A 26,031-nucleotide genomic window follows, 5' to 3' on the forward strand; every position below is an offset into this window, starting at 1 on the left:
CATCTAAATGAAACACTTTATTTTTTGTATCAATAAAAATCGGATCAATTCTCCGACACGACCCAAGCCGAATCGTATACTTCCGTATTCGGGGTCTTATAATACATATCCTTTTCTTGAGGAATGCTTAATTTATAGGTCTTCCCACCTGTCACCAACTTCCGATCACGGAGCCAAGGATTAAAACGTTTCAAGTCCGCATAAGTGATCCCATGCTCTTTAGCGAAGGCCGACAGATTCTGTATATCTTGGCTTACAGCCACGTCTACGGTAGGGATCGGCTTATACAGGTCACGGGCACGAAGCACAAAACCGTATTTCGACGGATTCTCGAAAATTTGCTTGATCGCCATGATTCGATAAATATAACGGGTAGTCTCCTCCACCAGCCAGAGATCAAAGGAGGAATCCGCATCTTGTTTGACCAGCTCACCGGATATACGTCCCATGCCGCCATTATAAGAAGCGGCTACCGCCGCCCAATCTCCATATTTCTTATAGGCGGCTTTCAAATAGCGGCAAGCGGCCCCAGTAGCTTTCTCCACATGGCAACGCTCGTCGACCGTCGGGGTGATTGTCAAACCATACTCCCTTGCCGTGCCCTCCAGTAATTGCCACATCCCGACAGCACGAGCCGGAGAGGATACACGGGGGTCCAAATGGCTTTCTATCACCGCTAGATATTTGAAATCATCGGGAATGCCGTTCGCCTTCAAGATCGGCTCGATCACCGGGAAATAACGGTTCGCCCGCTTGATCAGAAGCATCGTCGTAGAATGGAAATAAGTAAAGCTACTCAATTCACGGTCATAGGCTTCCCGCATATCATAGCGGGTAATATCGATTAGTTTCCCACAAAAAGGAACCGAGGACGGAACATCCGGAGACAGGGTCATGGACGAGACAACCGGACGGCTCTCTATCACTTTTTCCACGTCATTCGAACTCATCGAGATACATGCGGTCAAGCAAACGACGCCTCCACATAAAAAACTAGCTAAATTATTCTTGGATATTCTCATTTTCATCTTGAATTGTTTTAGGTCTAAGAATGTTTATATCGCCTTTTTCCTTGTACTTAATGCCATCGGAACCTTCGGCTTCTATCACATAAAAATACACACCCGGCTGAACGTATTTACCGCCCTTCTTTCCATCCCATCCTTGGGCCGGATCTGTCCAGTAATACATCTGTAGGCCCCAGCGATTAAATATCCATGCCTTAAATTTCACCAACGACTTATAGGCAACCCGGAACTCATCATTAATTCCGGGCGTGGTACCCGGGGAGAATGCGTTCGGTATCATCAGATAAGACTCCGAGATATCAATCTGAACCTCATCTTCCGTGCTGCAAGTAGTGCTTTGGTCGCTTACTTCCAACTTGATGATAAAAGTCCCGGATTGGTTGAACGTATAATCCACCTCCTCACCCGTAAAACGAACAACCGGATTATCTTCTTCCCCTTGCCGATAGATTTTCCAATTAAACAGGGCGGCTGTCGGCGTATTCGCGATAGCCGAAAATTGAACAGTGGCGGGAGCGCAATAACCGCTCTTCGTCGTATTCATATTCGGGGCCTCTTGCTCAATCAGCAACGTGTCTATATGAGCATCTACCGCAGCGGCCTGATATTCATCGATACAAAGCGTAACCTCCTTTCCAAAATGACGAGCGAAATAATCGCCTTTCACACAGATCTCCGTATCACACCAAGGAGCGGGAATGGATTTACCGAACAAATTGCCCTCGATGACCGCCGTCTCTTGTTTAGAGGTATATTCTTTTTTATCCGAATTATATTCCAATGTATTATAAATAACATCAAATTGGCGAGACAGTTCACGTCTTGTTCCCGTATTCGGCCAATAATAATAAATAGGTTGGATCGTACCTGTCCCAGCCAAGACCAATCCGCTACATGGATCGCTATTATCGGAGACATGCAGGTTGGATATGTTTAAGGTGTATTTGCTGTAATCAACGATCCAGACGTAACGAGATACGGCTCCTTCCTCGACAAAATAGCCATATCCCTCCTCTACATTCCGAATGGTGGAAGTAGTTCCATTTTGGGTGGAGGCCACCTTCTCGGCCTCCAATCGCTTGGTTTTATAACGATACCATTGATGCGAAGAAGAAGATGATGAGGTATAACTAATCGTCACGTTATCCATTCCATACACCAAGTAGACCTCAAGTCGCTCGGCGGAATCGCCGGAACTCTGCGTGGCTTTCATCGGGCTACCACTTCCTCCCGTCACCACATACTGGGCACACGAGACAGCCGCTACAAACACAAAACTTAGCGATAACAGTATCTTTCTTAATTCCTTCTTTAGCATATATAGTCTAAAAATTACGGTTCCAAAATTAGGGAAATAAAAGGACATACGTAGCATGATAAGCAAAATTCACTATCTTTGTCACAAAATACTCCGAACAGCAAATGAACAAGATTAGTATATACGCATTGACGTTCTTTTTAAGTTTATCGAGCGTAACCGTTTATTCCCAAAAGAATAATAAGCAAGTTATTTTTACTAACGAACAAGGGAGCGATATATTTTATCATACCATCGAACGCGGACAAACCGTATACGCCATAGCGACCATGTATGGCGTAAGCGTAGAGGATATTTATCGGTTGAATCCGGAAAGTAAAGAAGGGATCAAGGCCGGTTCTACGTTAAGAATCCCGCAGAAGGACTCCGCTATCGCACCTTCCGGCAAAGCAGATAACTATACATACCATACGATCCAGCCGAAAGAGACCTTGTACTCTTTATCCATTAAATATTCAGTGCCCGCCACGGATATTATCGCCGCCAATCCAGGTCTCTCCACATCGACCTTTACGATTGGCAAGAATATCCGGATCCCGCCGACACGACTGGAAACCTTGCCTACTACGGAAAAAAAGACCGTACAGAAGGAAATGGAATATACCATACAGAAAAAAGAGACCATGTACCGTATCTGCCGGAAGTTCGATATTTCCAGCGCGGAGCTTTTAAGACTCAACCCCGAGCTGAAAAACGGAGTAAAAGCGGGCATGGTTATCAAGATACCGGTAGCCAGTGAAGAAGTGATCACCCAAAACATAAGACAGCCGGAAGAGCGTGAGGTGAACGCCCTCCTCTCTACTCCTAAAGATATAAAGAAGGTGAACCGTATCCAAGTCGCCTTATTGTTGCCGTTCATGACGAACGAGACAACGCAATCATCCGCGACCTCCCGTTTCGTGGAATATTACGAGGGATTGCTATTGGCGGTCGACAGCTTGCGAAATATGGGAACCTCTATCGAGCTATCGGTATATGATACTGGAAACGGTACGAAGAAAGTCAAGGAGATATTGAAAGAAGATGCGTTATCAAACGCTAATTTGATCATTGGCGCCGTACAGAACGACCAAATCGGATTGATCGCTGATTTTGCCCAAAAGCATAATATCAAATACGTGATCCCTTTCACCTCCAAGAATGATGATGTCTTGTCAAACGCGAATGTTTATCAAGTAAACACACCTCATTCCTATTTATACTCCAAGGCGGCACAAGCCGGATGCGATTTATTCTCGGATTACAATATCATACTTGTCAATATAAAGGATAAAGAAGAAAAGCCGGAATTTATCAAAGCCTTCAAGACGGAGATGCAGCAACGCGATATCCCGTTCAAGGAAGTAACTTATAAAGGGGATACTTTCGCCACGGATATAGAGGCAGCCATGGTAAGGGACAAGCGGAATGTGGTATTGCCAACCTCCGCCTCCTTAGATGCGGTGAATAAGATCAAGGCACCGCTCCGTATGCTTTCCGAGTTAAAAGAGGAGGAGAAAGAGCCTTATATGGTCAACCTATTCGGTTATCCGGAATGGCAGACCTATACAAGAGAGTGTCTGGAGGACTTCTACGCATTGAACACCTATATCTATAGTAATTTCTATGCGGACAACTTATCTCCGGAAGTCCATAGCTTTTATTCCGATTATAAAAACTGGTATAGCAAGAATTTAATCAACACATTCCCGAAATATGGAATCCTAGGCTTTGACACGGGTATGTATTTCCTAGGCGCCATCAATAAATATGGCTCGAACTTCGAGAATAATTTAGACAAGATCCATTATAAGAGCATCCAGACCGGATTCGATTTCCATAGAGTGAATAATTGGGGCGGTTTTATCAATACGAACTTGTTTATTGTACATTACAAGAATGATTATACGGTAACCCGCAGTGAGGTAAGATAATTGATATGATGACGAAAAAGATATTTGTAGCGATATTTCTGTGCATGGCAAGCTTATCGATTTGCTATGCGCAGAAAAGTACTTTTAAGCAAGAGCTTGCGGTTGGAGCGTCCTTCGGATTAAATTTCTCTAGCGTAAGTTTTGCCCCAAAAGTCCCTACGAAGATGAAACTTGGGTTTAACGGGGGAGCGACGATACGTTGGAATACGGAACCCAATTTAGGCATACAGGCGGAATTGAACTTTACCCAACATGGATGGGAAGAGAAGTTTGAGGAGAAACCTCAATATAAATATAGCCGTACGGTAAACTATATGGAGCTTCCGTTCTTGACTCACATCCATTTCGGAAGCAAGCGAGTGCGTGTATTCGTCAATCTAGGGCCTAAAATCGGTTATGCGCTGAGCGAAAGCACGGAGTCGAACCTTAATGGCGAGAACCCGAACGCGAACCGTCCGGACGAACAACATACAATGGAAGTCCAAAAGAAGTTCGATTGGGGGCTTTGCGGCGGACCGGGAATCGAGCTCCGCACCGGAATAGGCTCTTTCCTGTTGGAAGGTCGTTATTACTATGCACTGGGCGATATGTTCAATAGCCGTAAAGGAGACACTTTCTCTAAATCTTCCAGCCAAATAATATCCGCGAAACTAACCTATCTGATTCCCATCTTTAGCAAATAAAGGGGATGGGCCCGTGATAATATCGTAACAACCAATCGTAAGATCTGTGCCGCAAGTAATCCCACTCAAGGGATAAGAACGGTGGATAGTATAGCCAATCTCCGGACGATCTGATCTTTTCACACCTGTGAAGAGATCTTTTCACGCTCGTGATACGATCGTTTCACCCTTGTGAAAAGATCATTTCACATCCGTGAAAAGATCTTTGGATACAGGCGTACAAGCTACTTCCGATAATACCTTTATCCAACAGGAAGGTTCTACAGTAATAAATCATGAATACAATGGGGAACGCATCTAACTATCATTATTGTTGAGGTGACCTACTATAAAAGAAAAGGCCATCCGTCACGGACAGCCAATCTCATTGTTAACCTTAAATCTAATACCATGAAAAACACAGTGCAAATATAGAGACTTTATGTTATGCAGCATAATTTTCCAACAAGAAAAGCCTACTCATTAACTTTATTTAAGATAAACATGCTATACAACATAGAATTCAGCTCTTTTTATCTCGTTTTTTCTATTAACAGCGAAATACTACCACTATAAATATTTCTTACCTTTGCATTTATAAACATAAATATGGATTAATATAAGAAATCATGCTAATTATAGGTATAGCGGGCGGGACTGGTTCCGGGAAAACTACAGTGGTAAAAAAGATCATAGAAAGTTTACCTCCCGGTGAGGTCGTATTACTCCCTCAAGATTCTTATTACAAAGATAACAGCCATGTGCCGGTAGAGAAACGTCAATATATTAATTTCGACCATCCCGACGCATTTGATTGGCCGCTCCTCTCAGAGCAAGTCACCTTGCTGAAAGAGGGGAAATGCATCGAGCAGCCGACTTATTCTTATCTTACCTGCTGCCGATTGCCCGAGACCATTCATATCGAGCCTCGTGATGTTGTCATCATCGAAGGGATCCTCGCTTTATGCGACCCTCAATTACGAGACTTGATGGACTTGAAAGTATTTGTCGATACAGATTCGGACGAACGTCTTATCCGTGTGATCCAACGGGATATGATCGAGAGAGGACGCACGGCGGAAGCGGTAATGGAACGCTATACCCGGGTACTAAAGCCTATGCACCTGCAATTTATAGAGCCTAGCAAACGATATGCCGACCTAATTATACCCGAAGGAGGAAGCAACCAGATCGCCATCAATATATTGAAAATGTTTATCGAGAACAATCTGGGGCTTCCCCATACAGAAAATCAATAAACCAATCGTTCCGACAGGGATCTCCCCAATATAAATGCGTGTACCCCGCCAATACGTTCTTGTAGCGATATAGCGGGGTATCCGTTTGACCTCCTTTCGCCGTAAAGGCTTTCGCTACCGAAGGCAGCGGGCTTTCCATAGGCACGATCCGGGAATAATGGAACTCATGCCCTCGTAGGACATCATTCTTATAGCATAAAGTCCGATACCCTAAACGTAACTTCATGTTCTCCATCGTGGTGGATTGCGGTAATACACCGGCCATTGGATAGGCATTCCCATCCGTACCGATAATCTCTTTACAGAGATACATCATCCCCCCACATTCCGCCAGCAACTTGCCCCCCATTTCCACAAAGGAATGAATCGATTCACGCATCCCGGAATTCATGCTCAACTCCGATAAATATAACTCGGGATATCCACCCGGCAAATAGACAAAATCGGCCTCCGGTAAACAATCATCCCTCAATGGACTGAAATAGGTAATCTTGCCTAGAGTAGATAAGAAATGTATATTTTCCTCATATGAGAAATTAAAAGCGGGATCACGGGCGATGGCTATATTTAAGTTTGCCTTTGAAACAGTCCTCATGACTTCCTTAACCCGAGGAACTGGCTGTCGCTCTGGCAAAGCCGTGATTGCCAACAGGCGGTCTATATCCACATGCTCCTCCACCAAGCAAGCAATCCGGTCCGCAAACTCCTCAAAGCAAAAGTCCTCATCCAACGACAACCCCAAATGCCGGCTCGGGATCTCTACATCCGCACACTTCGGTAGATAGCCTAACGCTTCCACACCCGCATCCTCACACGCTTGTCTCAAGAAAGAATAATGGCTCTCCGACGCCACGAAATTAAATACCGCCCCCACGACATTCAGATCTTTCCGAAAATTCCGGAAGCCATAAAGCAAGGGAGCCACCGAATAAGCCGTACTTTTAGCGTTCACCACCAATACGATCGGTATCCGCAATAAACCGGAGATCTCCGCACTACTCCCTCGCATGGCATCGTAGCCATCGAACAGCCCCATCACCCCTTCGGTCACGGCTACATCCGCATTCGAGGTATACCGGGCATATAAATCCTTGATATGCCCTTCCGACATCATGAAACCATCCAAATTCACGGAAGCGCAACCAGCCGCCATTTTATGATGACGAGTATCTATATAATCCGGCCCACACTTAAAAGGCTGCACCCGTAAAGAGCGATTTCTCAAGGCACGAAGCAATCCTAAGGTAAAAGTAGTCTTCCCGCTTCCCGACGAAGCGGCACCTATTAGCAAATGAGATCTCATGTATTCTGTTTCTAATATATCTGGGAAACAAAGATATGAAACCAACTCGTAAATGTAACATAGAAATAACATAAATTCTTGTTATACTATAAATCGATCCTATTATATTCGCTGCCTGAAACAAAAAGAATAAGTAGTTAGTGAAAACAAGATTAACCATATTATATAGTATTTGTTGCATATCAATGTTTCAGGGCACGACTTTTTCCCAAACAAGCACTTTTACCCACCGGAACGACAGTTCCAGTCTAGCGCCTTTATCTACTTGGGGAAGAATCCAAAGACAAACCGACAAGATAATTACCAGCAATGTTTTCCAAATGACCTATATCGGGGTACCGTTGATCGTTAGCGGTTTGATTATCAAAAATGAGGACGATCATTTTCAGAGTTTGCGCAATACATATATTCCAAATTTCCGATACCATTACGACGATTACCTGCAATATCTACCTGCCGTAGCGATGCTTGGCTTAAAAATAGGCGGTGTACAAGGAAGAAGCTCTTGGTCCCGAATGCTCGTATCCGAAGCCATCACCGCCAGTATCATGGGAGCAACCATCAATACGGTGAAACATACGGCAAATGTCACCCGTCCGGATGGTTCGAACAATCATTCTTTCCCTTCCGGGCACACGGCCATGGCATTTATGGCCGCCACCATGTTGCATAAAGAATACGGGACGACCCGTAGCCCTTGGTATAGTATAGGAGGCTATACGGTAGCGACCGCCACGGCCGTATCCCGTATGCTCAATAACAAGCACTGGCTATCGGATGTAATGGTTGGTGCCGGAATCGGGATCTTATCGACCGAGGTCGGATATTTTCTAACGGATCTGATCTTCAAGGACAAAGGTATCACCCATAGCTATCTGGGATTCGAGACATTCAAATACCAGCGAAATCCCTCTTTTTTCGGAATCTATATGGGGTTTAGCTTGATGCCGACAAAGTTTAATCTGGCTCCGGATGTGCGATTAAAAGCATCGCCGGGAAGTACGGCCGGATTTGAAGGCGCTTGGTTCATGAATCGTTATATAGGCTTCGGCGGACGCATCTCGGCGACAAGCATGCCTTTATCCCTTACGAAACCCTTGGCGAATCCGACAGTTCCCGGTACGACCTATCAAGTGAACGCCCTAAAATCCGATCCTCTCGACATGATCGGCGGATACATCGGCTCCTACCTATCGTATCCGGTGACCAATCGATTTCTCTTGGGCACGAAACTGCTAATCGGATGTAATTACAGCCCAGCCTCCCGAATATCAGCATTGGGCGTGGAGGAAGGCAAACCGGAAACGATTGAGAAAGAGATCGTAAACACGAATAAAGCGTTTAATATAGGATATAGCACAAACGCCTCTTTCTCATACATATTGCATCCTAATCTAAATGTGCGGGTATTTCTCGATTATACTTTTATCCCCTCACGATTCGTATCATACATAGCCAACCCCCAAAAAGAAACCGATCGCTTCGAGCATCATAAGACCTTACAGACCTTGACGCTCGGAGCATCGGTAAATATCATGCTTTGGTAGATTTAAAAATCAATATTGCTCCTTCTCGTTCGGGAAGTCTTGAGATTTCACGTCCTCGATGTACGCTTGTACGGCACGGGTAATCTCCTCCCCTAAATTAGCGTAGCGACGTAAGAAACGAGGAGAAAAGCCTTGATTGATACCGAGCATATCATGCATAACCAACACTTGACCATCTACGCCTCCACCGGCGCCAATGCCGATAACCGGGATCGTAAGCTCCGAAGCGACACGAGCCGCCAACTCCGCCGGGATCTTTTCCAACACCAAGGCGAAACAACCTATCTCCTCTAGCAAATGGGCATCCTCGATCAGTTTCTTAGCCTCGGCCTCTTCACGGGCACGTACCGTATACGTACCGAATTTATTGATCGATTGCGGCGTCAATCCTAAATGTCCCATAATTGGAATACCGGCACACAAGATACGTTCGATAGATTCCCGAACCTCAGCCCCGCCTTCCAACTTGATACAATCGGCATGCGTCTCTTTCATCACCCGGATAGCGGAGGCCAAGGCTTCTTTAGAGTTTCCTTGGTACGTACCGAAAGGCAGGTCTACCACCACCAGCGCACGATTCACCGCTTTCATGACCGATTTACCATGGTAAATCATCTGGTCGAGCGTAATCGGCAAAGTGGTCACGTTTCCAGCCATTACGTTAGAAGCGGAGTCTCCCACCAAGATCACATCCATTCCTGCTTGATCGATCAATTTCGCCATCGAATAATCATAGGCGGTAAGCATGGATATTTTCTCGCCACGCTGCTTCATCTCTATCAGGCGATGTGTGGTCACCTTTCTATTATCATCTACTTTTGCGACAGACATATTATATTTTTATTAATTGTTTCGGCCGCAAAGGTAAGTATTATTATTTATTTTCAAGACAAACATTCACGGCACTTAAGCCTCTGTCGCCACGTTCAAGGTCGAACGTCACGATATCGTTCACGGAGATATCATCCACAACATTGTTCACGTGAAAGAAATACTTTTCCGTCCCCGACAAGTCACGGATAAACCCGAACCCTTTTGCCTCATTAAAATAGTCTACCCTGCCCCTTAAGATAACGGGAGCCACATCCTCTTTCTTAGGAGTCGAGATCAAGATATCTTCCTGATTTATCTCTTCTTTTTGACGAAGTTCGGGAGGGACAGAGGTGATCATCCCATTTTCATCCACATAAGCGATCATGTCCTCAAAGCTAGTCGCCTTGCCGGACGATTTTCTTTCCTCTTTCCTATTCTGTTTCTCTACTCGGCGGGCTTGTTTCTTTTTCTCGTTTTCACGTTTACCAAATGATGCGTATTTTGCCATACAGTCGATTTTAATTTATACTAGGGCCTCACGTTCCGTGAAGCGTTGTTTATACTAACTTAGCGTGAGAATTGATGATTAAAGGAGAGATCCGCTTAATAATAATATAAAAAGAAGAACTATGTCGATAATGATTCTAGACTCAAACTTTCGCAAAGATAATAAAATAAACGGAGAAAACCTTATAGATCCTCTCATTTAAGAATAAAAAAACTTACTTTTGCATCCTATACCAAAAAGCATTTATGAAACTACTTTTTTTTGATTTAGAGACTACCGGCATAAAATACTGGAGAAATGGCGTCCACCAAATAAGTGGGGAGATCGTAATTGATGGGGTTACGAAGGAATCTTTTAATTTCAATGTCTGCCCACATCCCCAATGTGAGATAGAGGAAGAAGCGCTTCGCATTTGCAACGTGTCCAAGGAACAGATACAAGCTTATCCTCCCATGCGAGAGGTGTACGTTAAATTTGTGAACATGCTGTCCAAATACGTGGACAAATTTGATAAAAAAGACAAGTTCTTCCTCGTTGGATACAACAACGCCTCTTTCGATAATCACTTCTTGAAAGCCTTCTTCGTACAGAACGGAGATAATTATTTCTACTCATGGTTCTGGGTGAACTCGATCGACGTAATGGTATTGTCTACCCAGCATTTGATGCGCAAACGGCATGAGATGACAGATTTCAAGCAGGAAACGGTGGCAAGGGCTTTAGGCATACAAATAGATTCCGCGAAATTGCACGACGCGTCCTATGATATTCAATTAACCAAAGAAATTTATAATAGGATATCCTCCCTCTCATTTATGGGTTGATTGATTCTTTTTATAAATTATCGTTTTTGACTATAGGTTGATTTAATTATCTTTACGGCGTAGAATCAATTTTTAAGATGTCTGTGAAACATAGTATCCGTATTTTCTTCTTTATTATCGCTCTCGTATATACAGGTTCCTTGACTGCCCAAGAAAAGGCGTATCCGAAAAACGGAGAGGGCATCACTCTTTTTCTCAAACGCTTCAACCGTACCGGCGGGACGTATCAGAAAGAGTTTATCGAGCTTAATAAAGGGAAGTTGGGTAAAAATAACACTCTGCGCATGGGCGTAAAATATACCTTGCCTCCGCTCGCCTCCGCCCCTCAGAAGAAGAATTATCAGCCCCTATTCGGCAAGTCGCTAGCCAGTTACAAAGTAACCTCTTCCGATTTAAAGGGAGCTTGCTTTTATCTGGTCAGCGGTCATGGCGGTCCGGACCCCGGGGCGATCGGTAAAATGGGCTCCCATGAATTGCATGAGGATGAATACGCTTACGACATCATGCTACGTCTGGCACGCAATCTTTTAACGCGAGGCGCAAAGGTACATATTATCATCCAAGACGCAAAGGACGGAATACGTGACCAGCAATTTCTCAATAACAGCAAACGGGAAACTTGTATGGGTAGTCCGATCCCCCTCAGCCAAGTAAGCCGTCTGGATCAGCGTTGCGCCAAGATAAACAGCTTGAGCCGGAAAGATAAAGAAACTTATAAGAGAGCGATATTCATCCATGTGGACAGTCGGAGCCGGCATCAAAGGACCGATGTCTTTTTCTATCATAAGCCCAAGGATCAAGCGAGCAAGCGCTTGGCTAAAACGATGAAATCCACTTTCTCGCGCAAATACAACCGCCACCAGCCGGGCCGGGGATTCTCGGGCACGGTAGACGATCGTAACTTATATGTATTACGTCACACGACCCCGACCTCCGTATTCGTCGAATTGGGCAACATACAAAACCAATACGACCAACAACGGATCATCCTCAGCAACAATCGGCAAGCCTTGGCCAACTGGCTTTGCGAGGGTTTTGTCACGGATTATAATTATTATAGGAAGTAGCATCCCTAATGATCTATTATACTAACACATATCCTGCGGCAGAAATGTTATATGAGCGATCTTAACAGCAATGTAACATATATTTATTATATAAGTTAATTGGCTTATCTAGAAAACGATACAAATATAGATATTTTTATTTGTAAAACATTTGTAAAACAAAAAACATCTTAACCATCGAAGATAGAGACATCAATTTACATCATTCGGAACCCGCCTATAAATTAACTATCTCTGTAAGCTTACGGTACAAATGTACAGAGCAGGTGACAGGAAAGACAACTTGTTATTTGAATAACGAATATTTCATATGAATGACAAGGACGATCGTTTAAAAAGAATCAAGCCGCCCAACCTTCACAAGCGGAGCGGCTGAAAAACCTAAAACACTAATACCGTGAAAAACACTACTATTCCCGATATGAGAATCCTCATGTCGAGGATTTTTTATCTCTTTTTACAAGCCAACCACCTAACGACATAACCGATGCCAATTACGACCAATCCGGATAACAAGCCTATTGCCCACCCTCCTACCTCGATCTTGAACGTATCCCAGCGAGATAGTTCTTTTTCCACGGGAATCGGAACCTCGATCTTACGATCGACATATACCTCTTTCGAAGGCAGATATAACGTATCCCTAGGAACTCTCATGTTGGCGATCACGTTACCGAGGCTATCCAAGGCGAACATGAGCTCTACGTTCTTGGTGTTGGCCATGTCCAGCCAACGAAGGACTACTTTACCGTTCTCATCGCATTCCATCAACGCACGGATGGAGGCGCTATCGGCTGGCATTGGGTAAGGTACCAACTTGTCTATGTAGATCGAGTCTATACGATTCTCGATAGCGACAGGCTGTATCTTGGTTCGGCACCCGGACAAAGCGAGGATACCGGCTATCGCCAGCATCCCGCAAATCATTCCCGTTCTCATAGCAGATTCCACCCGGCTATCACGTCCGACATATCGGCCTCTCTCCCGTTCTCCACCTTGCTCATACCAGCGACGATACGGATCATCTGCTCACGGTCGTTGATGTCGATAGGATCATCAGCAGGGATACCAGCGTAATCGGATACGGCCTTTACATAAGCTCCCGTATCGTTCTCGTTCTCCGGAGCCCACCTACCGATCATCTGACGGATAGTCTTTAGATGGTAGTTCCTGCCGTAGTTCGACAGGATCTTGAAGATCGCCCTGTAACCGTATGCCATCGATTTAAATTGCTTGAACTCTCGATCAGAGCTTGTCTTCTCGCCTTGGAAGACATCGCTGTTCCTTCTGATGTTCCCGGGGTTGTTGTTGCGCAATCCCCGGGGTAAATTGTTATTTCTCATTCCTTATCCTCCTTCTTAATAACCGTTCTGCGGCTCACGATCACCGCATTTCTTTTTCTCACATCGTTTCAAGGCAAGCTCCAGTTTCACGTCCGAGTAGCTCTCTTTTAAAGTGAAAAGCTCGTCCTGCACCTGCCGGAGCCGTCCGGTCTGCTCAACAAAACGCTCCTCCTTCTCAGACAACTGCTTTTGCAAGAACTCATTATACTCACGCAGGGCCTTGAACTCCTCCACGTCAGCTTGAGCGTCCGCTATACGTGCGTTCGTCTTACGGTTCATCCACGCACGGATGCCCCATTTTATCCCCTCGATCCCGCCCATCGCACCGATTATCGCCAATATCGTATTCAAATCAACTCCCATGACTCATTTTCTTTTAATATATACGGGGGCTTTTATTTGCCCGCCCCCGATAAAGGCGTCATGTCTATATCATCCCGATAGCTGTCATCGTCCACCGGGATGTCCAACAATAATTCTCCCGTGTTGTCGTATATTACCATACCATTTATTCTTGAAGTCTCTCAATCTCGATAGCGTTGATAGCCAATATCTTATTTTTTATATCGGTCGTGCTCATCGTAAGCACGGCCCCTCCAGCCACGTCCAAGGTCACTTCCGGCACGTCATGGAAATTATCCACGTAACTGGGTCTCAAGGCGAACGATTGACTGACACCATTACTCTCCAGCACATACGAGGCAGCACCATAATTAGTGGTTCGCTTCGTGTTAATGAATGCCTTGAACTTGTACCTCCCGTCCGGGACATTGAAATTGATCACGCCGACACTATTGGTGTAATTCGATCGCATAAGGACATCATCCGGATACACGCCGGAATTATCGCCGGTAACATTGCCTTGATACGCTGCGGGATTTGACTTATCGATGCCGGAGATCGTAAATGTCCCCAACCGGCTTCCATCCTTGTTGTATATGGCGATCGTATCCCCACCCGTGGATGACTGTCGTACCCTTGTCACCCGAAGGTCCGGATCGTAAAGGGATCCGTTGGAAGGTATCCCGGACGTGTAGTCCCACCCGAAGGACAATACCGCGGATAGTCCCGTCACCTCGATGGAGGCGCTGGACACCCCGCTCTCCCCCGTATCCGTCCTGACCTTGGCGTATATCGTCTTGCTGCCGGTACCGGATACCGTAAACGTGGCCGGGTTCCGGTAAGCCTGCCATTCCGCACCCGCGAAATCCGCCGACTCGGATAGCATCATCATGGTCGGCACGTCGACTCCGAGGACGTTGAACGCTATGGATAGCGTATGGTCGGAGGTGCTGGCGGCACCGCCATTGATCACGATCCCCGCCAGCCCGAACGCCGGGGGATTGTAGGCGATCGAGTCGCCCATCACGGAGGACTCCCCGAAAGCGTTCCCCACCTTGAGATAGACGGTATGATCCCCCTCCACGTTCGACAACCGGTACGGTATGGGACTATCGACGATATCAAGCCACCCGGCCTCCGTGAAATCCGGGGACTCGCTAATCATGTAGCGCGTGACCTTCCCGGTCGCCGAGTAAGCGCAGGATATGGCCGGATCGCTCGTCTCCGTGGCCCCGATAGCGAAAGAGACCAATACCGGTACGGAGGTCAAGGCTTTTATTCTATCCAGATAAGGAGCCCGTAGCGACGGCTTGAGGCGTTGGACAAAATATCGGGCATCAGCCAGGTCCTCCCCGCTCTCCGAGGCCTCGAACCTTGCGGTGTATCTCTCGGCCCTCTCAACGAGGCTGTCCATCATATTGATATTCAACATGAACTTTCCGTTATTCATTCCACGGGTAAATCCGTACACGCCATCGTCCGAGGAGGCGGTGCCGGCCTCGATATCCAGCAACAACGTGGTCTCGAACCACTTGAAGTTATCGAGCCTCGGCATCTCCACCGTGACGACAAGGTCGTTGCCCTTGATCCTCTTCGAGATCGACGTGTACCTCTTGAGGTACAGGTACTGGTATACCTCGCTGTCGTTGGCGAACCATACCTCGTCGGTACCGGCGGCCCCGTAGGCGGCGTATATGTACTCAAGCACCTCCCTGACGTTGTTCCAGTTCCCGTCATCCACGCCGACCGCCCCGCGCGGACGGTGGCCGCCGAGGCTTCCCCAATGCGCGGAAAGGCCGAGCACGCTGTTGCCGGTGGTCCTCGCCAGTATGCCTCTCAGGTTCTCCACGGACGTGTCGTCCATGAAGTACCTCGGGGTCTGCATCTTCTCGATATCCTTGATCGCCAATACGTCAAGGTTGGTCCCGACCCCCCGCTCGCGGCAGATGGCCTTGATATCGTCGCAGATAAGGGCCGCCGCCGGGTAGTTCTCGTTACCGTCCGGCGTGCTGGACATGATGGACCGGCCAACGCCGTTCGCCTCCATGTAGTCGTTCACCTCGATCATGCCCCGGACGATGGATCTCGGGTCCGTCCTGTCCCATACCGTCTCGTCCACGTTGTGGATCATCCACTCGCCATCGAAGTCCTGTATGGCCTTGAGCTCGTCGAAACGCAGGTACGGGTTGGACGCCCCGGCGCTCCCCTCCAGCGGGTGGTGGCCGTATTGCTCCTTGGAGCGTAACGTTATGAGATAGTTGCCGACGGCGAAATATCTCCTCGTGCCGAGACCGTCCGTGTAATATAGGGGGTGTTCCGGGGCATGGCCGGTCGTCCTCTCCGCCCCGAGATGGCAGAAGTTCGCGTCGTCTATCCACTTGCCGGCGAACAGCGCCTGCACCACGGAATAGGCCTGCATGGACGTGTCATCGATACTGTAACCGAAGGCGAAACGCTTGTTGTACTTCAACGGGGCGATCGAGATATCGACCTGTCCGGCGTCGGTGACACCGTCAGGCAATGGGATCGTTATCGTTCCCACGGCCTTCGTCAACACCTTGAGCTGGATCGTATCGACCTTGACGGTGGACTCGGTGATATCATCCCTCAGCTGCATGTACACGGTCTTGAGTCCGGCCCCGTCAGATAACGTATACGGCACCTCCGAGACCCTCGGGCCGGGCCATTCCACCCATCCGGAGACGGACAGGTCGGATGACTCCGATATCCGGTAATGGGTCGGGACACCGTCCTTGTCGGCCATCACCGTCACGTCCCGGCCGTAGGTGGTCGCCTCGTCGTTGTTCACGTAGACGTTCCTGAGGGCGAGGGGCACGTAAGGGTCCTTGTACTCTATGTCGATGACACGGATATTGCTCTCGTTGTACAGGTTCCTGACCTGCACGTATAACGCCTTCTCCCCGAACCCCCCGGACAGGACGTAAGGCACGTCCAGCGTATCGTCCACGATGTCGGTCCAGTCCACGGGGGAGAGGTCTTGCGTCTCGCCGATCCGGAAGGCGGTCGCCGCGCCGACGCAGTTCAGGTGGACGGTCACGTCCGGGAACTTGACCACGCCGTTCTCCTCCTCCACGACCGTGGCGTCACGCAGCCATACGTCCGTGTTCTCCGGAGAGTCGTTGGACCTGTATTCCTCGACGATCACGAACGCGACCTTCGAGTAATTCGCCGTGACGGTCTCCGTGGGATTGATGAAATCAACGTTTATCCCGCCGTTCACGGGAGAGACGTCCTCTATCGCCAACATGTCCCTCGTGTTTCCTAGCTCCCGTATGACAGGCGTGTACACGTCGCCTATACGCATCCTGATGGATATGTCGCCGCCATACCTCGTACCGCCGAATGCCTTGACCGTATACCTGTACTCGTTATCGAGGCCGGAGAACGTCAGTCTCGCCCTTACGGCCTCCGAGCTCGTGTTCCCGTGCGATACGCCCCACATCGGGCCATAGACGGAGGCCGGGATATCCTCGATCTCGCAATAACCCCCGGTATAATTCTGCCCCCATTTAAATGATGAGCCGTCATGGACACGGGTGACCGTCACGCCGGAGACGCGCCCATAGGTATCGACGATCCCGACAAGCGCGGTCTGCCCGTCACCCTCGCCTACCAGGTTGTTCCAATCAGCTACTTGGGGGGTATCGGCGGAGCACAGGTTGATCTGGTAGATGGCGTTGATGTTCGTGAAATTGCCGATCACGTTTGCGACCCTCACGTCCTTGAATCCCTCCAGCGTAACACCATAATCCGACAGGATGCCGCCAAGGCCATTGTAGGATACGCGGATGTCGGTTTTCTTGTCATAGTCTGCCAGTGAGTCCTGCGGGATGGACAGGACGAGGTTGTTGTGGTTGGCCTCGTCCCTTGTCACGGACAGGACCATCCGGAGGTTCCCGTCCTCCGTGAGCGTGAAGCCAGCCTTGGCCCCGCCGCCGACAATACCGATCGGGAGGTCGAAGGTAAGTATCACCTTGCTGCCGAGCTTGTCGGTGATGGCGTTCCGGATCACGGGTGTCACCTCCTCGGGGAGCAGCGTCCTTGTCTCGACCTCCCCCGTGTAGTCGGAGACGCCGTTCAAGCCCGACACGCGTACCTTGTACCGGTAGACACGCCCGACCGCCAGTCCCATGTCCTCGTAGGTCTGCACAGACTGGTCGTCAACCGTACCCACTTGTGCGTACGCCCCCGTATCGTCAGCCCGATAAATGGCGTAGGAGAGGAAATCGGCGACCTGCCCGGCGTCGTAATCCCATGCCAGCCCGATGGACGTGGCCGTACGGCTTTCCACCCGCAAGCCCGTCGGCGGCTGGATGTCCCGGTATGTCTTGGCGGACACGTACTCGCTCATCGTCCCGGTCTTTTCACCCTTGACGGGACGTACCTTGTAATAGTAGGTGGTATCCGGGAGCAGCCCGGATATCACGGCCTTGTTCTCCACGTCTATGCCGACCGTCTTCAGCAACGTATACCCCGTCTCCGGGAGACCGGACACGAATATCTCATAGCCGGTATCCTCCACGCCGGTGTTGTTCCACCACAGCTCGATGGCGGAGGAGGATACCGTACGGGAAGAGAGGTCCGTGATCTCGCCCCGGTAGTCCGGCTCGGGTATGGCGTCAAAGAAAAAGAACTCCGGGAACTCGGACACGTTCGTCCGGATCATGCCCCGGATGACCTCCCCGGTTCTCTCGTCGCCCATCCTTCCCCGGATACCCTCCGGATGGAAATCGATGTAGTCGCATACGGCGTCCACCTGCCGCCACGCGTACATCGGGTTTCCCTTGACGGTCCAGACCACGTTGCCGTCATTGTCCAATTGCGGCTCGCTCTCCCAGTTCTCCCGGTCCTGCTCGTATTGCTGGGCCGACAGGGTGTTCTTATGGGGGCTGGCCTTGGCCTGTACAGGCCCGACTATCGGAAAATAAGGATTCTCCGCCTCCGTGGGCAATATGGTAATCTCGTCACCCTCGGCGGGATTCTCCGGATAGGAGGCGGGGGCCTTGGTGTAAGACATGTGGCGGTCTTGGTGGTATGGCTTGTTTTGAACGACCCATTCCCCGTTGACATATCTCTCCTTGCGGGAAGTCGGCAATCCGGTACGTTCCTTGTCCCATCCCAGCGTGCTCGGCACGTCCTCCGGGTTCGGGATCTCGGGGACGTGGACGGTGACATGCCCGTACGACGACACGCCGGCGGGAACGGGTATCCCGACACCCTCCACGCCCGTGTTCTGGCTGTCATTCAGGTAAACCACGTACGCGCCCCTGTCCCCGTCCCTTTCCTTGAAACAGGCGATCACGATACGGCTATCCGTATCGACATGTCTCATCCCGGTATACACGTAACCTTTCAAACGGTTGCGGAACGTGGCGATCCACCAGTAGGCGCGGGTTATCGGGTAGGCCCCGTTCCCGAGCAGCTGGCCGAACAGCCCCGTCGTGGCGAAACCTCCCCTCGGATACGTGCACTCATGGGCCTTGATGGCCTCCACCCTGGCGCCCGGGGTATCGTCGGTACAATCGTTCCAGTGGAACATCTCGAACCCGGCCCCGGAGTCATACTTCCCGGCCCCGAAATAGTTGCCCTCGCACTCGGTGGAGTAATAATTGACCATATCGACACCCATCGCCATCATCTGGACGCACGCCCGGATGATCCAGGCCCCCTTGACATCCGAGCGGTGCCGGTCCGGGACGGTCCAGTTCCCAACCTGCCTGCCGGCCTGCGAGTAGCACTGGTACTTGCTGGCGGTCTCCCGGGCTCCCGACTCGCCCCATCCGAACTCGGTGAGCCATACCTCCTTGTCCGGGGCCACACGGTCCCGGAAGGCGCAGACCTTGGGTAGCTCGCCACCCGTGTCGTTGCCCATGGCCTCCTCGAGCGTGATGCCGTATTGCACGGCCTCGTCGCTACCGCCCTGGTTGCCGATGTTGCTGAAATACATGTGCATGGAGAACGCGTCAACGGGTATCGTGGCGTTCGCCCGTGTGGCCTTCCAGCGGAGGATGGCGGGCTGGAGGTAGCCGAGGTTCACCGATGCCGTCCCGCCGGCTATGGGCAGGATGCCCCCGTATCTCGTGCCGGGGATGGCCCTGCCGTCCTCGTCCTTGAGCGTCCCCGCGTGGCCGTCCGACGAGGCGGACACGACGGCGGCGTACTCCTCGGCGCGCTCGTAGCCCACCCAGCCGTTCCAGTTGGCGTCCGGCTCGTTCTCCGGCTCGATGCCGCTGATAAGGTCAAGCCCCGTCTCCGCGGACTCGTCCTCCGGGAAGAAGAGACACGTGCCATCGACCTTGGCGCTGCCATATTTCGCGGCCAACGCCTGGCATAGCCTGGCGTATGTCTTGTAGGAATTGGCGTCCGTCGTCACCCCGAGGTACCTGTCAAGGCCACCGACACCGCGCCTGGGCACCGGCTTCCACGCTCCCGGGTACCAATAGGCGTCGCATGGACGGTTATGGATCGTAAGGGACCTGTCGTAAAGACAGGGGTCAAAAACGCCGGTGCTGCAGATATAGGGCTTCAATCCATATCTCTTGTACGTGTTGGTCAAGGTCTCCACAAGGTTTTCCCCCGTCCCGTTGTTCCCGCTCACCCAGGGTATCCGGCTTACCCGGAAACGCATGTCGGCGAGACGGGCGTAAGGGACCGGCTGGCCGGAGGGGTCGAAGGCGGCGAAATGGCCGAGGGAGATGTACATGCGGGACCTCTCGCCGGAGCACATGCTATGGATGCGCCCTTGCTGGTAGGCGTGCCCGTTCGTGCAGAGGAACTGGTCCACGGTCTTGCGGGTCGTGGAGCGGCGCAGGGGTGACATGATCCCCTCCGGCCGGGTCGAGGCCGGACGGCCGTAAAGCAGCAGGTTCCTCACGCTCTCCAGTGTCCCGTTGTACTCCGGTTCCGGGAATCCCTCGGCCCCCTCGCCCATGACGGGGGTCTTGGAGTTCGATCCGAAATCCATGAGATCCCAAGACAGCTTGATATACCTGCATTGACAGGACCTGAAATCCAATGCCGCCCAAGCGTTGTACTCGATCCTGATCTCGCCGACACGCTCCCAGTCGTAGCCCATGTCCCTCATGCCGTAGACGGAGAAATTGTTCCGGGATGACGTATATACGAACATCTTGTCTATGACGTAGGCGGAGAACAGGTCTATGACGATGTCGAAAGGCGAGGTGTCCCGGCCGTACTTGTACTGGTACCAGAAAGTCGAGTAGCCCTTGTTCGTCATGTCCGGGTACCCGTCATCGAGGAAGACGTTCCTCTCGGTCTCGTCCACCATCCTGCCTACCGAGCAGACGGTCCCGTCCGTGTCGGTGAGATAATTCCTGAGCTGGGGGATGATGTTCCTTTCCGTCAGGTTGATACGGTAGGCCCTCGTCATGTCCTCGCTGCCGACCGTGCGGAAGTACACGGGATCCGAGGCCCCGGATATGTATTCCACCCCGAAATTCACCTTGATGGTTTTCAGGTATACGTAATACTCCCTGTTAGGGACGAGACCCGATATCGTTGTTCTCTGCAGCGTCCCGGGATTCTCGGGCGTCGGGATGGCCGGGACCTTGCGGAGTCCCGCCCACACTTTCGGGTCGTCGGCGTCCACGAGGTCGTTGGCGTATCGCATGTCGTATTCGGTTCCCCTGTCGTAGATGTTATTCGCGTAAGGGGCGGTCCATTGCACCGTGCAGGAGGAGCTGTCCGAGTAGACCACATGGAAGTCCTTGATCTTTTGCGGGCCGGGATAGGTCTTGTCCCCGATGATGGTGCTCGTGTGGATATAGATATATTCCCCGACACGGTTGTAATTCAGTATAGCTATCGTATCGCTATTGAGCGGCAGGTCTATGGTGCCTCTCATCGTGTTGCTCAGCACGATCTGCCGGAGGCCGCTCTGGTAGACCATGACCTTCCCGCATGATCCCTCCCTCGTGTTCTGTATCTCCAGGTTATATATGAGGGTGTCCTGTCCGAGCGCTACCTTGGCGTAAGGGGCCTTCAGGAAGTCGATGGCGATACGGCCGCCGGAGGGTGTCACCTCCCTGAATATCTCCGAGGTGAATACCTTGTCCACCTCCAGCTTGATCTCCTTGTATGCCGCGTCCTTCGGGTCCCATACGTACATCCCGTCACCGGCGATGAAGAAACCGTCCTGTCCGGTCCCCGTTGGATACGCCGCTCTCAGGGCCTCCAGGGAAGGGAAGCTGTCCAGCAACCTGTACTCAAGGTTATCCCCCTTGTCTCCCTTGTCACCCTTCAGGCCCATCAATTGCTCAAGGGTGAAGTCCTCGTACCGGAAAGCGTCCCCCCGGTCGCCTTTCTCCCCCTTGAGGCTCTCCAGCTCGACGATATCCTCCCATGACCCAGCCCCTACCTTCCATTGGAGGTGCGTCTCCGTACGCCGGAAGACCACCTCCAGCTCGGACAGGGCGAGCAGGTCCTTCCACTCTCCATTACCCAGTTTCCATTGTACGTGTGTCGTCGTCACGCGAAGATTGACCCGCAGCAAGGACAGGGGGGCCTCCACCACGTCATGTATCCCTCCCGGCATACGAAGGGCCGGGAGGGAGTATACGCCATCGAGGGATGTCACCACCTCCAGGTCTCCGACCCCTGTCGATCCGGATTCCAGGGCCGACTTGATAATGGGTTTCAATATGGCGGCGAGCGCCTTGATGTCATCGGTTGAGTATGCCATTTCGTTATTCGATTGACTGGTTAGACAAATCCATGCGCTTACTTCCCCTTTTTAGCCGGAAGTCTCTTGGGCGTCAGTGCCTCGATCAGCGCGCGTCTCAGAGGCGCGGAGGCGCTGGATATGTCGAGGATCGACAGTATCTCCTTGGCGGTCTCCTCGCCGACCTCGATCGGTCCGTCACTGAAATATATCTCCTTGCCAAAATCGGAGACGGCTATGTCACGGGCCGCCCCCCATACGAGGTTGCCCAGCTCCTTGCGGGTGTCAACGATGATGGGATCGCCCTCGATCGTCGCCTGTACCCTTAAATTCTTGAAATCCACTTTTGCCATGACTGTTAATTCTTTAATCGTTAGAAACCCCTGTTATGATCCCGTTCTCGACGGTAAACCTCACGCTCTCCGGGCCCGCCTCGTCATAGAGGTCATCGATATCCGACAATACCTCGCCTATGACGGTCTCCATGGTCTTGAAATCATCCCCCGCGGAGAAATTATAACCGACCTGCCCCTCGCGGTGGTGGTTGATGGTAAGTACCTGCCTGCCCTCTCTCGTGACGGCGGCATATATGGAGCCAAGCCCCTTGCCGGGCTCGTACGCCCCGGAGTACCTTACCGTCTCCCCGCCGGGCAGGTTGCCTGTCACCTCCTTGGTGACCTTTGTCAAAATCGTTAGTTCCTTTCTCATGATCGTATGTTTTAAATGATGGTTCACTCGTTCTGGTAGCCGACGATGATGCCGCCGACCACTCTCAACCGTATTTTATCAAGGTCCACGTCCGTTCCGAAAGAGACTCCTTGGTGTCCCCGGCAGTAATAATCGCCGGATGACCACACGTTCCCGACGCTGCTTAGCGTGTCGCAATGGATATTCCCGTACCCGGAGGCCGTTATGGAGCTGCAGGATAACGCCCCGTCGATATAGACCTTTCCCCCGAATTGGGCGGCGTATCCGTTCGAGAAACCGATTGTCGCTGCCCCGCTGATGATCAACGTGGTCCCGGGGGTCCCGGCCAAGGCGCTCCCTCCCCACACGAAATTTCCTATCTTGACGATATTCGAGGTGATGCTGTCTGCGTCTATCAGGCTGGCGTAGATCTTCCCGTTATTGTCGATGAGTACGCCGTTCAGGTCTATCTTGTTGCCCTTGATCGTGACCGTGCTGGCCGTCTGGTTGATCATGGAGACCACCGTGTCCCCGTTATAGTCCGTGGTCGATACCTTTTGCGTGATGCTCCTCGCGTTCACCTCAATCGAGGCGGAGAGATCGTTTCTGAGGCCGGAGAGCTCCGAGCTAGTGGCGTACAGGTACAGGCTGTCATTGATCCCGTCTATCCGTAGGCCGAGGTCCGTGATCGTCTTGCTGTTGTTGTCCGTCTTCGTCACGTAGGCGGACAGGGTGCCGTTCGTGTTGTCGAGCGCCAGCCCCATGTCCGTCACCGTACCCTTTAGGTTATCCACCTTGTTGGCGTACATTCCCACACGCTCGTTCGTCTGCTCCAGCTTGGTTGACATCTCCACCCGGAAATCGTCCAGCGGCCGGCTCGTGAGCAGCAGGTTATAGATGAATATCTCCCCGGTATGGGAGATGGTAAAATCACCCGTCCCGTCCCATTCCCCGATAAATTCCTCCTGTGCGAATGCGTCGGTGGGCGTCATCGCCTTGGTCTCGTACAGGTCCTGCCCGGGAAAACCTATGGTGAGCGTACCGGCCGTCTTGACCTTGCACATGAACGATATATAGAACGTGGGCCATTTCGTGGTCCCGTCCGGCATCTCCACCAACCCCTCCGGCCTGCGTGACAGCTTGGCGTTCAACTGCCTGATCGTGGAGTTCTTGATGCAGAGGGCGAGCCTGTTCAACACCCGCACGATACCGGTTATCCGGTCTTTCTCCGAGTAAAGGGAGTCGTTCACCGGGATGTAACGCTCGCTGACGGTGAATAACGACACGTCATTGCCCGGCTCCCATCCGACGATATCCTCGGAGAAGGACGAGTTGGTGAGATAGTTGTCCTTCTCCGCTATCTCGTGCCGGATGGATGACATCTCGCTGGAGAGCTTGCCGTTCATCACTTGGAATAGCGTGCTGACATCCTCTCCCGTATCCGAGAGGATGAACTTTCCACGGGCGTAAAGATTCTCCACGTACGCCCCGTCACCGTCCAATCTTCCGAAATAGGGCGTGACCAGACCGTTCAGGTTCCCGATACGGACCTTCACGCAATTCTCAGGGTCGGTCTTCATCCCCCGGATCACGTCCATGTAGGGCGTTCCGAACTCGTCCACCGTGGTGATCTTGATGATACCGCTACGGGTGGAGTTATCCGGGTTGTCCACCCGGCATAAGGTATCCCTCTTTGTTACCTGCGACAGGTCGCCCACGAAGTTCTCGAAGGTGAGCCAGTCCAGACGGTTCTCACCGTCGGAGAGGTAGCCTACGCCCACCGACACCACCTTCAGCTCGTATTGTTTCACCATCTGGTAGTTGTTCTCAAGGGTGGGATCGCCTTGGAACTGCTGGACCATGAGGATGTCACCTTTCCGGAACGGGTTGTACAAACGTCCCCCGTCCGTGTCGAGGTAGATCCTGCCCGAGTTTGCGTCGTAATGGTCCACCTCCATCATCGCGGAGAAGATACGGTTGTCATTCTCCCCTAGGAGCTGGGACACGATAAACTCGTAGACCCGTAACGTTCCCCGCACGGCGATATCATCGATCTCCAGCTTGTATCTCGTCTCGTTTATCCCGGCGGCGTTGGTCCGGGTATACGGGGCGAGCATCCAGCCCGTCCCGTTAGGGAACCCCGAGGCAAACATGGGCGAGGATAGGGAACCGGCGAACATGGAGTCATTCTTCACCCTCAGGTCCTTCAGCCACATCGTGCCGTCGGCGAACAGGCGGAACCCGTTCTCATGGCCGAAACCGTTGGCGTCACGGTCTGAGTAGATGGAGGAGTCAAGGCCGGCAAGGATGATATCCTTCTCGAACGTGATGTTACCGTGCGCCGTATCGTCGATGTCCTTGCGAAGGTAACGCAGGTCCAGATCCTCGATCGCCAGGATCTCGCAGGTATCCAAGGCCGTGACATGGCCGAAGCCATCCAGCATGACGGAGGATATCGCCTGTTTCTTCGCGGCCTCCACGCTCTCCGCTATCGATGTGTCTGCATGGGATACCCTATACGCATATCGGCTCTTCTCTATCATGATACCCACTCCCTCTCGAAGCTCTATGGCCGTAGCATCTCCTCCTTCGGAGGAGCCTGCATAGGCTCCATAGATGGGGTATGTACCCCCACCTACGGCATCCAACACCTTACCCGTGCGAGGAAGGGCTTTTTTGCGTGTCAATCTATGTATAACATCGCTCATATCCACTA

18 protein-coding genes are annotated in these 26,031 nt (G+C 51.1%); 6 read left to right on the plus strand and 12 right to left on the minus strand.

The genetic code is table 11. From position 1 onward, the window contains the following. Nucleotides 1–44: 44 nt before the first annotated feature. Both DWX33_RS05060 and DWX33_RS05065 read right to left on the minus strand, forming a co-directional pair. The gene (locus DWX33_RS05060) at nt 45–1,028 is read right to left on the minus strand and encodes a lytic transglycosylase domain-containing protein (protein WP_005857389.1); all 984 of its coding nucleotides are present in this window, start codon (nt 1,026–1,028) and stop codon (nt 45–47) included. Further along, nucleotides 1,003–2,346: a gliding motility-associated C-terminal domain-containing protein gene (locus DWX33_RS05065; protein ID WP_005857391.1), complete on the minus strand. Its 1,344-nt coding sequence runs from the start codon at nt 2,344–2,346 to the stop codon at nt 1,003–1,005. The genes DWX33_RS05060 and DWX33_RS05065 overlap by 26 nt, the downstream gene beginning before the upstream one ends. A gap of 104 nt (nt 2,347–2,450) precedes the next feature. Between DWX33_RS05065 and DWX33_RS05070 the strand changes: the two genes are divergently transcribed. From DWX33_RS05070 to udk, 3 genes are all read left to right on the plus strand, one after another. Next, entirely contained in the window at nt 2,451–4,259 is a 1,809-nt protein-coding gene (locus DWX33_RS05070; protein ID WP_121961373.1) for a LysM peptidoglycan-binding domain-containing protein, read from the plus strand. 8 nt (nt 4,260–4,267) lie between these two features. Beyond that, nucleotides 4,268–4,942 carry a porin family protein gene (locus tag DWX33_RS05075; protein ID WP_048928426.1) on the plus strand — a complete coding sequence of 225 codons (675 nt, stop codon included), beginning with the start codon at nt 4,268–4,270 and terminating at the stop codon, nt 4,940–4,942. A gap of 608 nt (nt 4,943–5,550) precedes the next feature. After that, nucleotides 5,551–6,180: a uridine kinase gene (udk, locus tag DWX33_RS05080; RefSeq protein ID WP_005857397.1), complete on the plus strand. Its 630-nt coding sequence runs from the start codon at nt 5,551–5,553 to the stop codon at nt 6,178–6,180. Here udk and DWX33_RS05085 read toward each other — a convergent pair. After that, nucleotides 6,137–7,483, minus strand: a complete 1,347-nt coding sequence (locus tag DWX33_RS05085; protein WP_121962916.1) for a cobyrinate a,c-diamide synthase — start codon at nt 7,481–7,483, stop codon at nt 6,137–6,139. The two genes, udk and DWX33_RS05085, sit on opposite strands and share 44 nt — an antisense overlap. Nucleotides 7,484–7,623: 140 nt before the next feature. Between DWX33_RS05085 and DWX33_RS05090 the strand changes: the two genes are divergently transcribed. Beyond that, nucleotides 7,624–9,030 (plus strand): phosphatase PAP2 family protein, encoded by a 1,407-nt coding sequence (locus DWX33_RS05090; protein ID WP_008778393.1) that lies wholly within the window; start codon nt 7,624–7,626, stop codon nt 9,028–9,030. A gap of 9 nt (nt 9,031–9,039) precedes the next feature. Here DWX33_RS05090 and panB read toward each other — a convergent pair whose 3' ends face one another. Both panB and DWX33_RS05100 read right to left on the minus strand, forming a co-directional pair. Next, complete coding sequence (gene panB, locus DWX33_RS05095; RefSeq protein WP_005862774.1) at nt 9,040–9,861, minus strand: 3-methyl-2-oxobutanoate hydroxymethyltransferase; 822 nt, start codon at nt 9,859–9,861, stop codon at nt 9,040–9,042. A 43-nt stretch (nt 9,862–9,904) separates the two neighbouring features. Beyond that, entirely contained in the window at nt 9,905–10,351 is a 447-nt protein-coding gene (locus DWX33_RS05100) for a cold-shock protein (RefSeq protein ID WP_005857403.1), read from the minus strand. Between the two features lie 245 nt (nt 10,352–10,596). On the opposite strand from DWX33_RS05100, the gene DWX33_RS05105 reads away from it, so the two are divergent. Together DWX33_RS05105 and DWX33_RS05110 are read left to right on the plus strand one after the other, a co-directional pair. Next, the gene (locus tag DWX33_RS05105; protein ID WP_005857406.1) at nt 10,597–11,175 is read left to right on the plus strand and encodes a 3'-5' exonuclease; all 579 of its coding nucleotides are present in this window, start codon (nt 10,597–10,599) and stop codon (nt 11,173–11,175) included. A 77-nt stretch (nt 11,176–11,252) separates the two neighbouring features. Further along, complete coding sequence (locus DWX33_RS05110) at nt 11,253–12,242, plus strand: N-acetylmuramoyl-L-alanine amidase (RefSeq protein WP_008779768.1); 990 nt, start codon at nt 11,253–11,255, stop codon at nt 12,240–12,242. Between the two features lie 447 nt (nt 12,243–12,689). Here DWX33_RS05110 and DWX33_RS05115 read toward each other — a convergent pair whose 3' ends face one another. The 7 genes from DWX33_RS05115 to DWX33_RS05145 form a co-directional block, all read right to left on the minus strand. After that, nucleotides 12,690–13,181, minus strand: coding sequence for a hypothetical protein (locus tag DWX33_RS05115; RefSeq protein ID WP_122379946.1), 492 nt, complete (start codon nt 13,179–13,181; stop codon nt 12,690–12,692). Then, the gene (locus tag DWX33_RS05120; RefSeq protein WP_122379947.1) at nt 13,178–13,585 is read right to left on the minus strand and encodes a structural protein P5; all 408 of its coding nucleotides are present in this window, start codon (nt 13,583–13,585) and stop codon (nt 13,178–13,180) included. The genes DWX33_RS05115 and DWX33_RS05120 overlap by 4 nt, the downstream gene beginning before the upstream one ends. 15 nt (nt 13,586–13,600) lie before the next feature. Continuing rightward, a complete protein-coding gene (locus DWX33_RS05125) occupies nt 13,601–13,948 on the minus strand; it encodes a hypothetical protein (protein WP_122379948.1) in 348 nt (115 codons plus the stop codon). Between the two features lie 145 nt (nt 13,949–14,093). Then, a complete protein-coding gene (locus DWX33_RS05130) occupies nt 14,094–22,649 on the minus strand; it encodes a fibronectin type III domain-containing protein (protein WP_122379949.1) in 8,556 nt (2,851 codons plus the stop codon). A gap of 38 nt (nt 22,650–22,687) precedes the next feature. Next, nucleotides 22,688–22,981 carry a hypothetical protein gene (locus tag DWX33_RS05135; protein WP_022192790.1) on the minus strand — a complete coding sequence of 98 codons (294 nt, stop codon included), beginning with the start codon at nt 22,979–22,981 and terminating at the stop codon, nt 22,688–22,690. Between the two features lie 13 nt (nt 22,982–22,994). After that, complete coding sequence (locus DWX33_RS05140; RefSeq protein ID WP_122379950.1) at nt 22,995–23,336, minus strand: hypothetical protein; 342 nt, start codon at nt 23,334–23,336, stop codon at nt 22,995–22,997. A gap of 23 nt (nt 23,337–23,359) precedes the next feature. Beyond that, complete coding sequence (locus DWX33_RS05145) at nt 23,360–26,023, minus strand: hypothetical protein (protein ID WP_122379951.1); 2,664 nt, start codon at nt 26,021–26,023, stop codon at nt 23,360–23,362. Nucleotides 26,024–26,031: the final 8 nt, after the last annotated feature.

It is taken from the genome of Parabacteroides sp. AF19-14 (assembly GCF_003635485.1).
GTDB lineage: Bacteria > Bacteroidota > Bacteroidia > Bacteroidales > Tannerellaceae > Parabacteroides > Parabacteroides distasonis.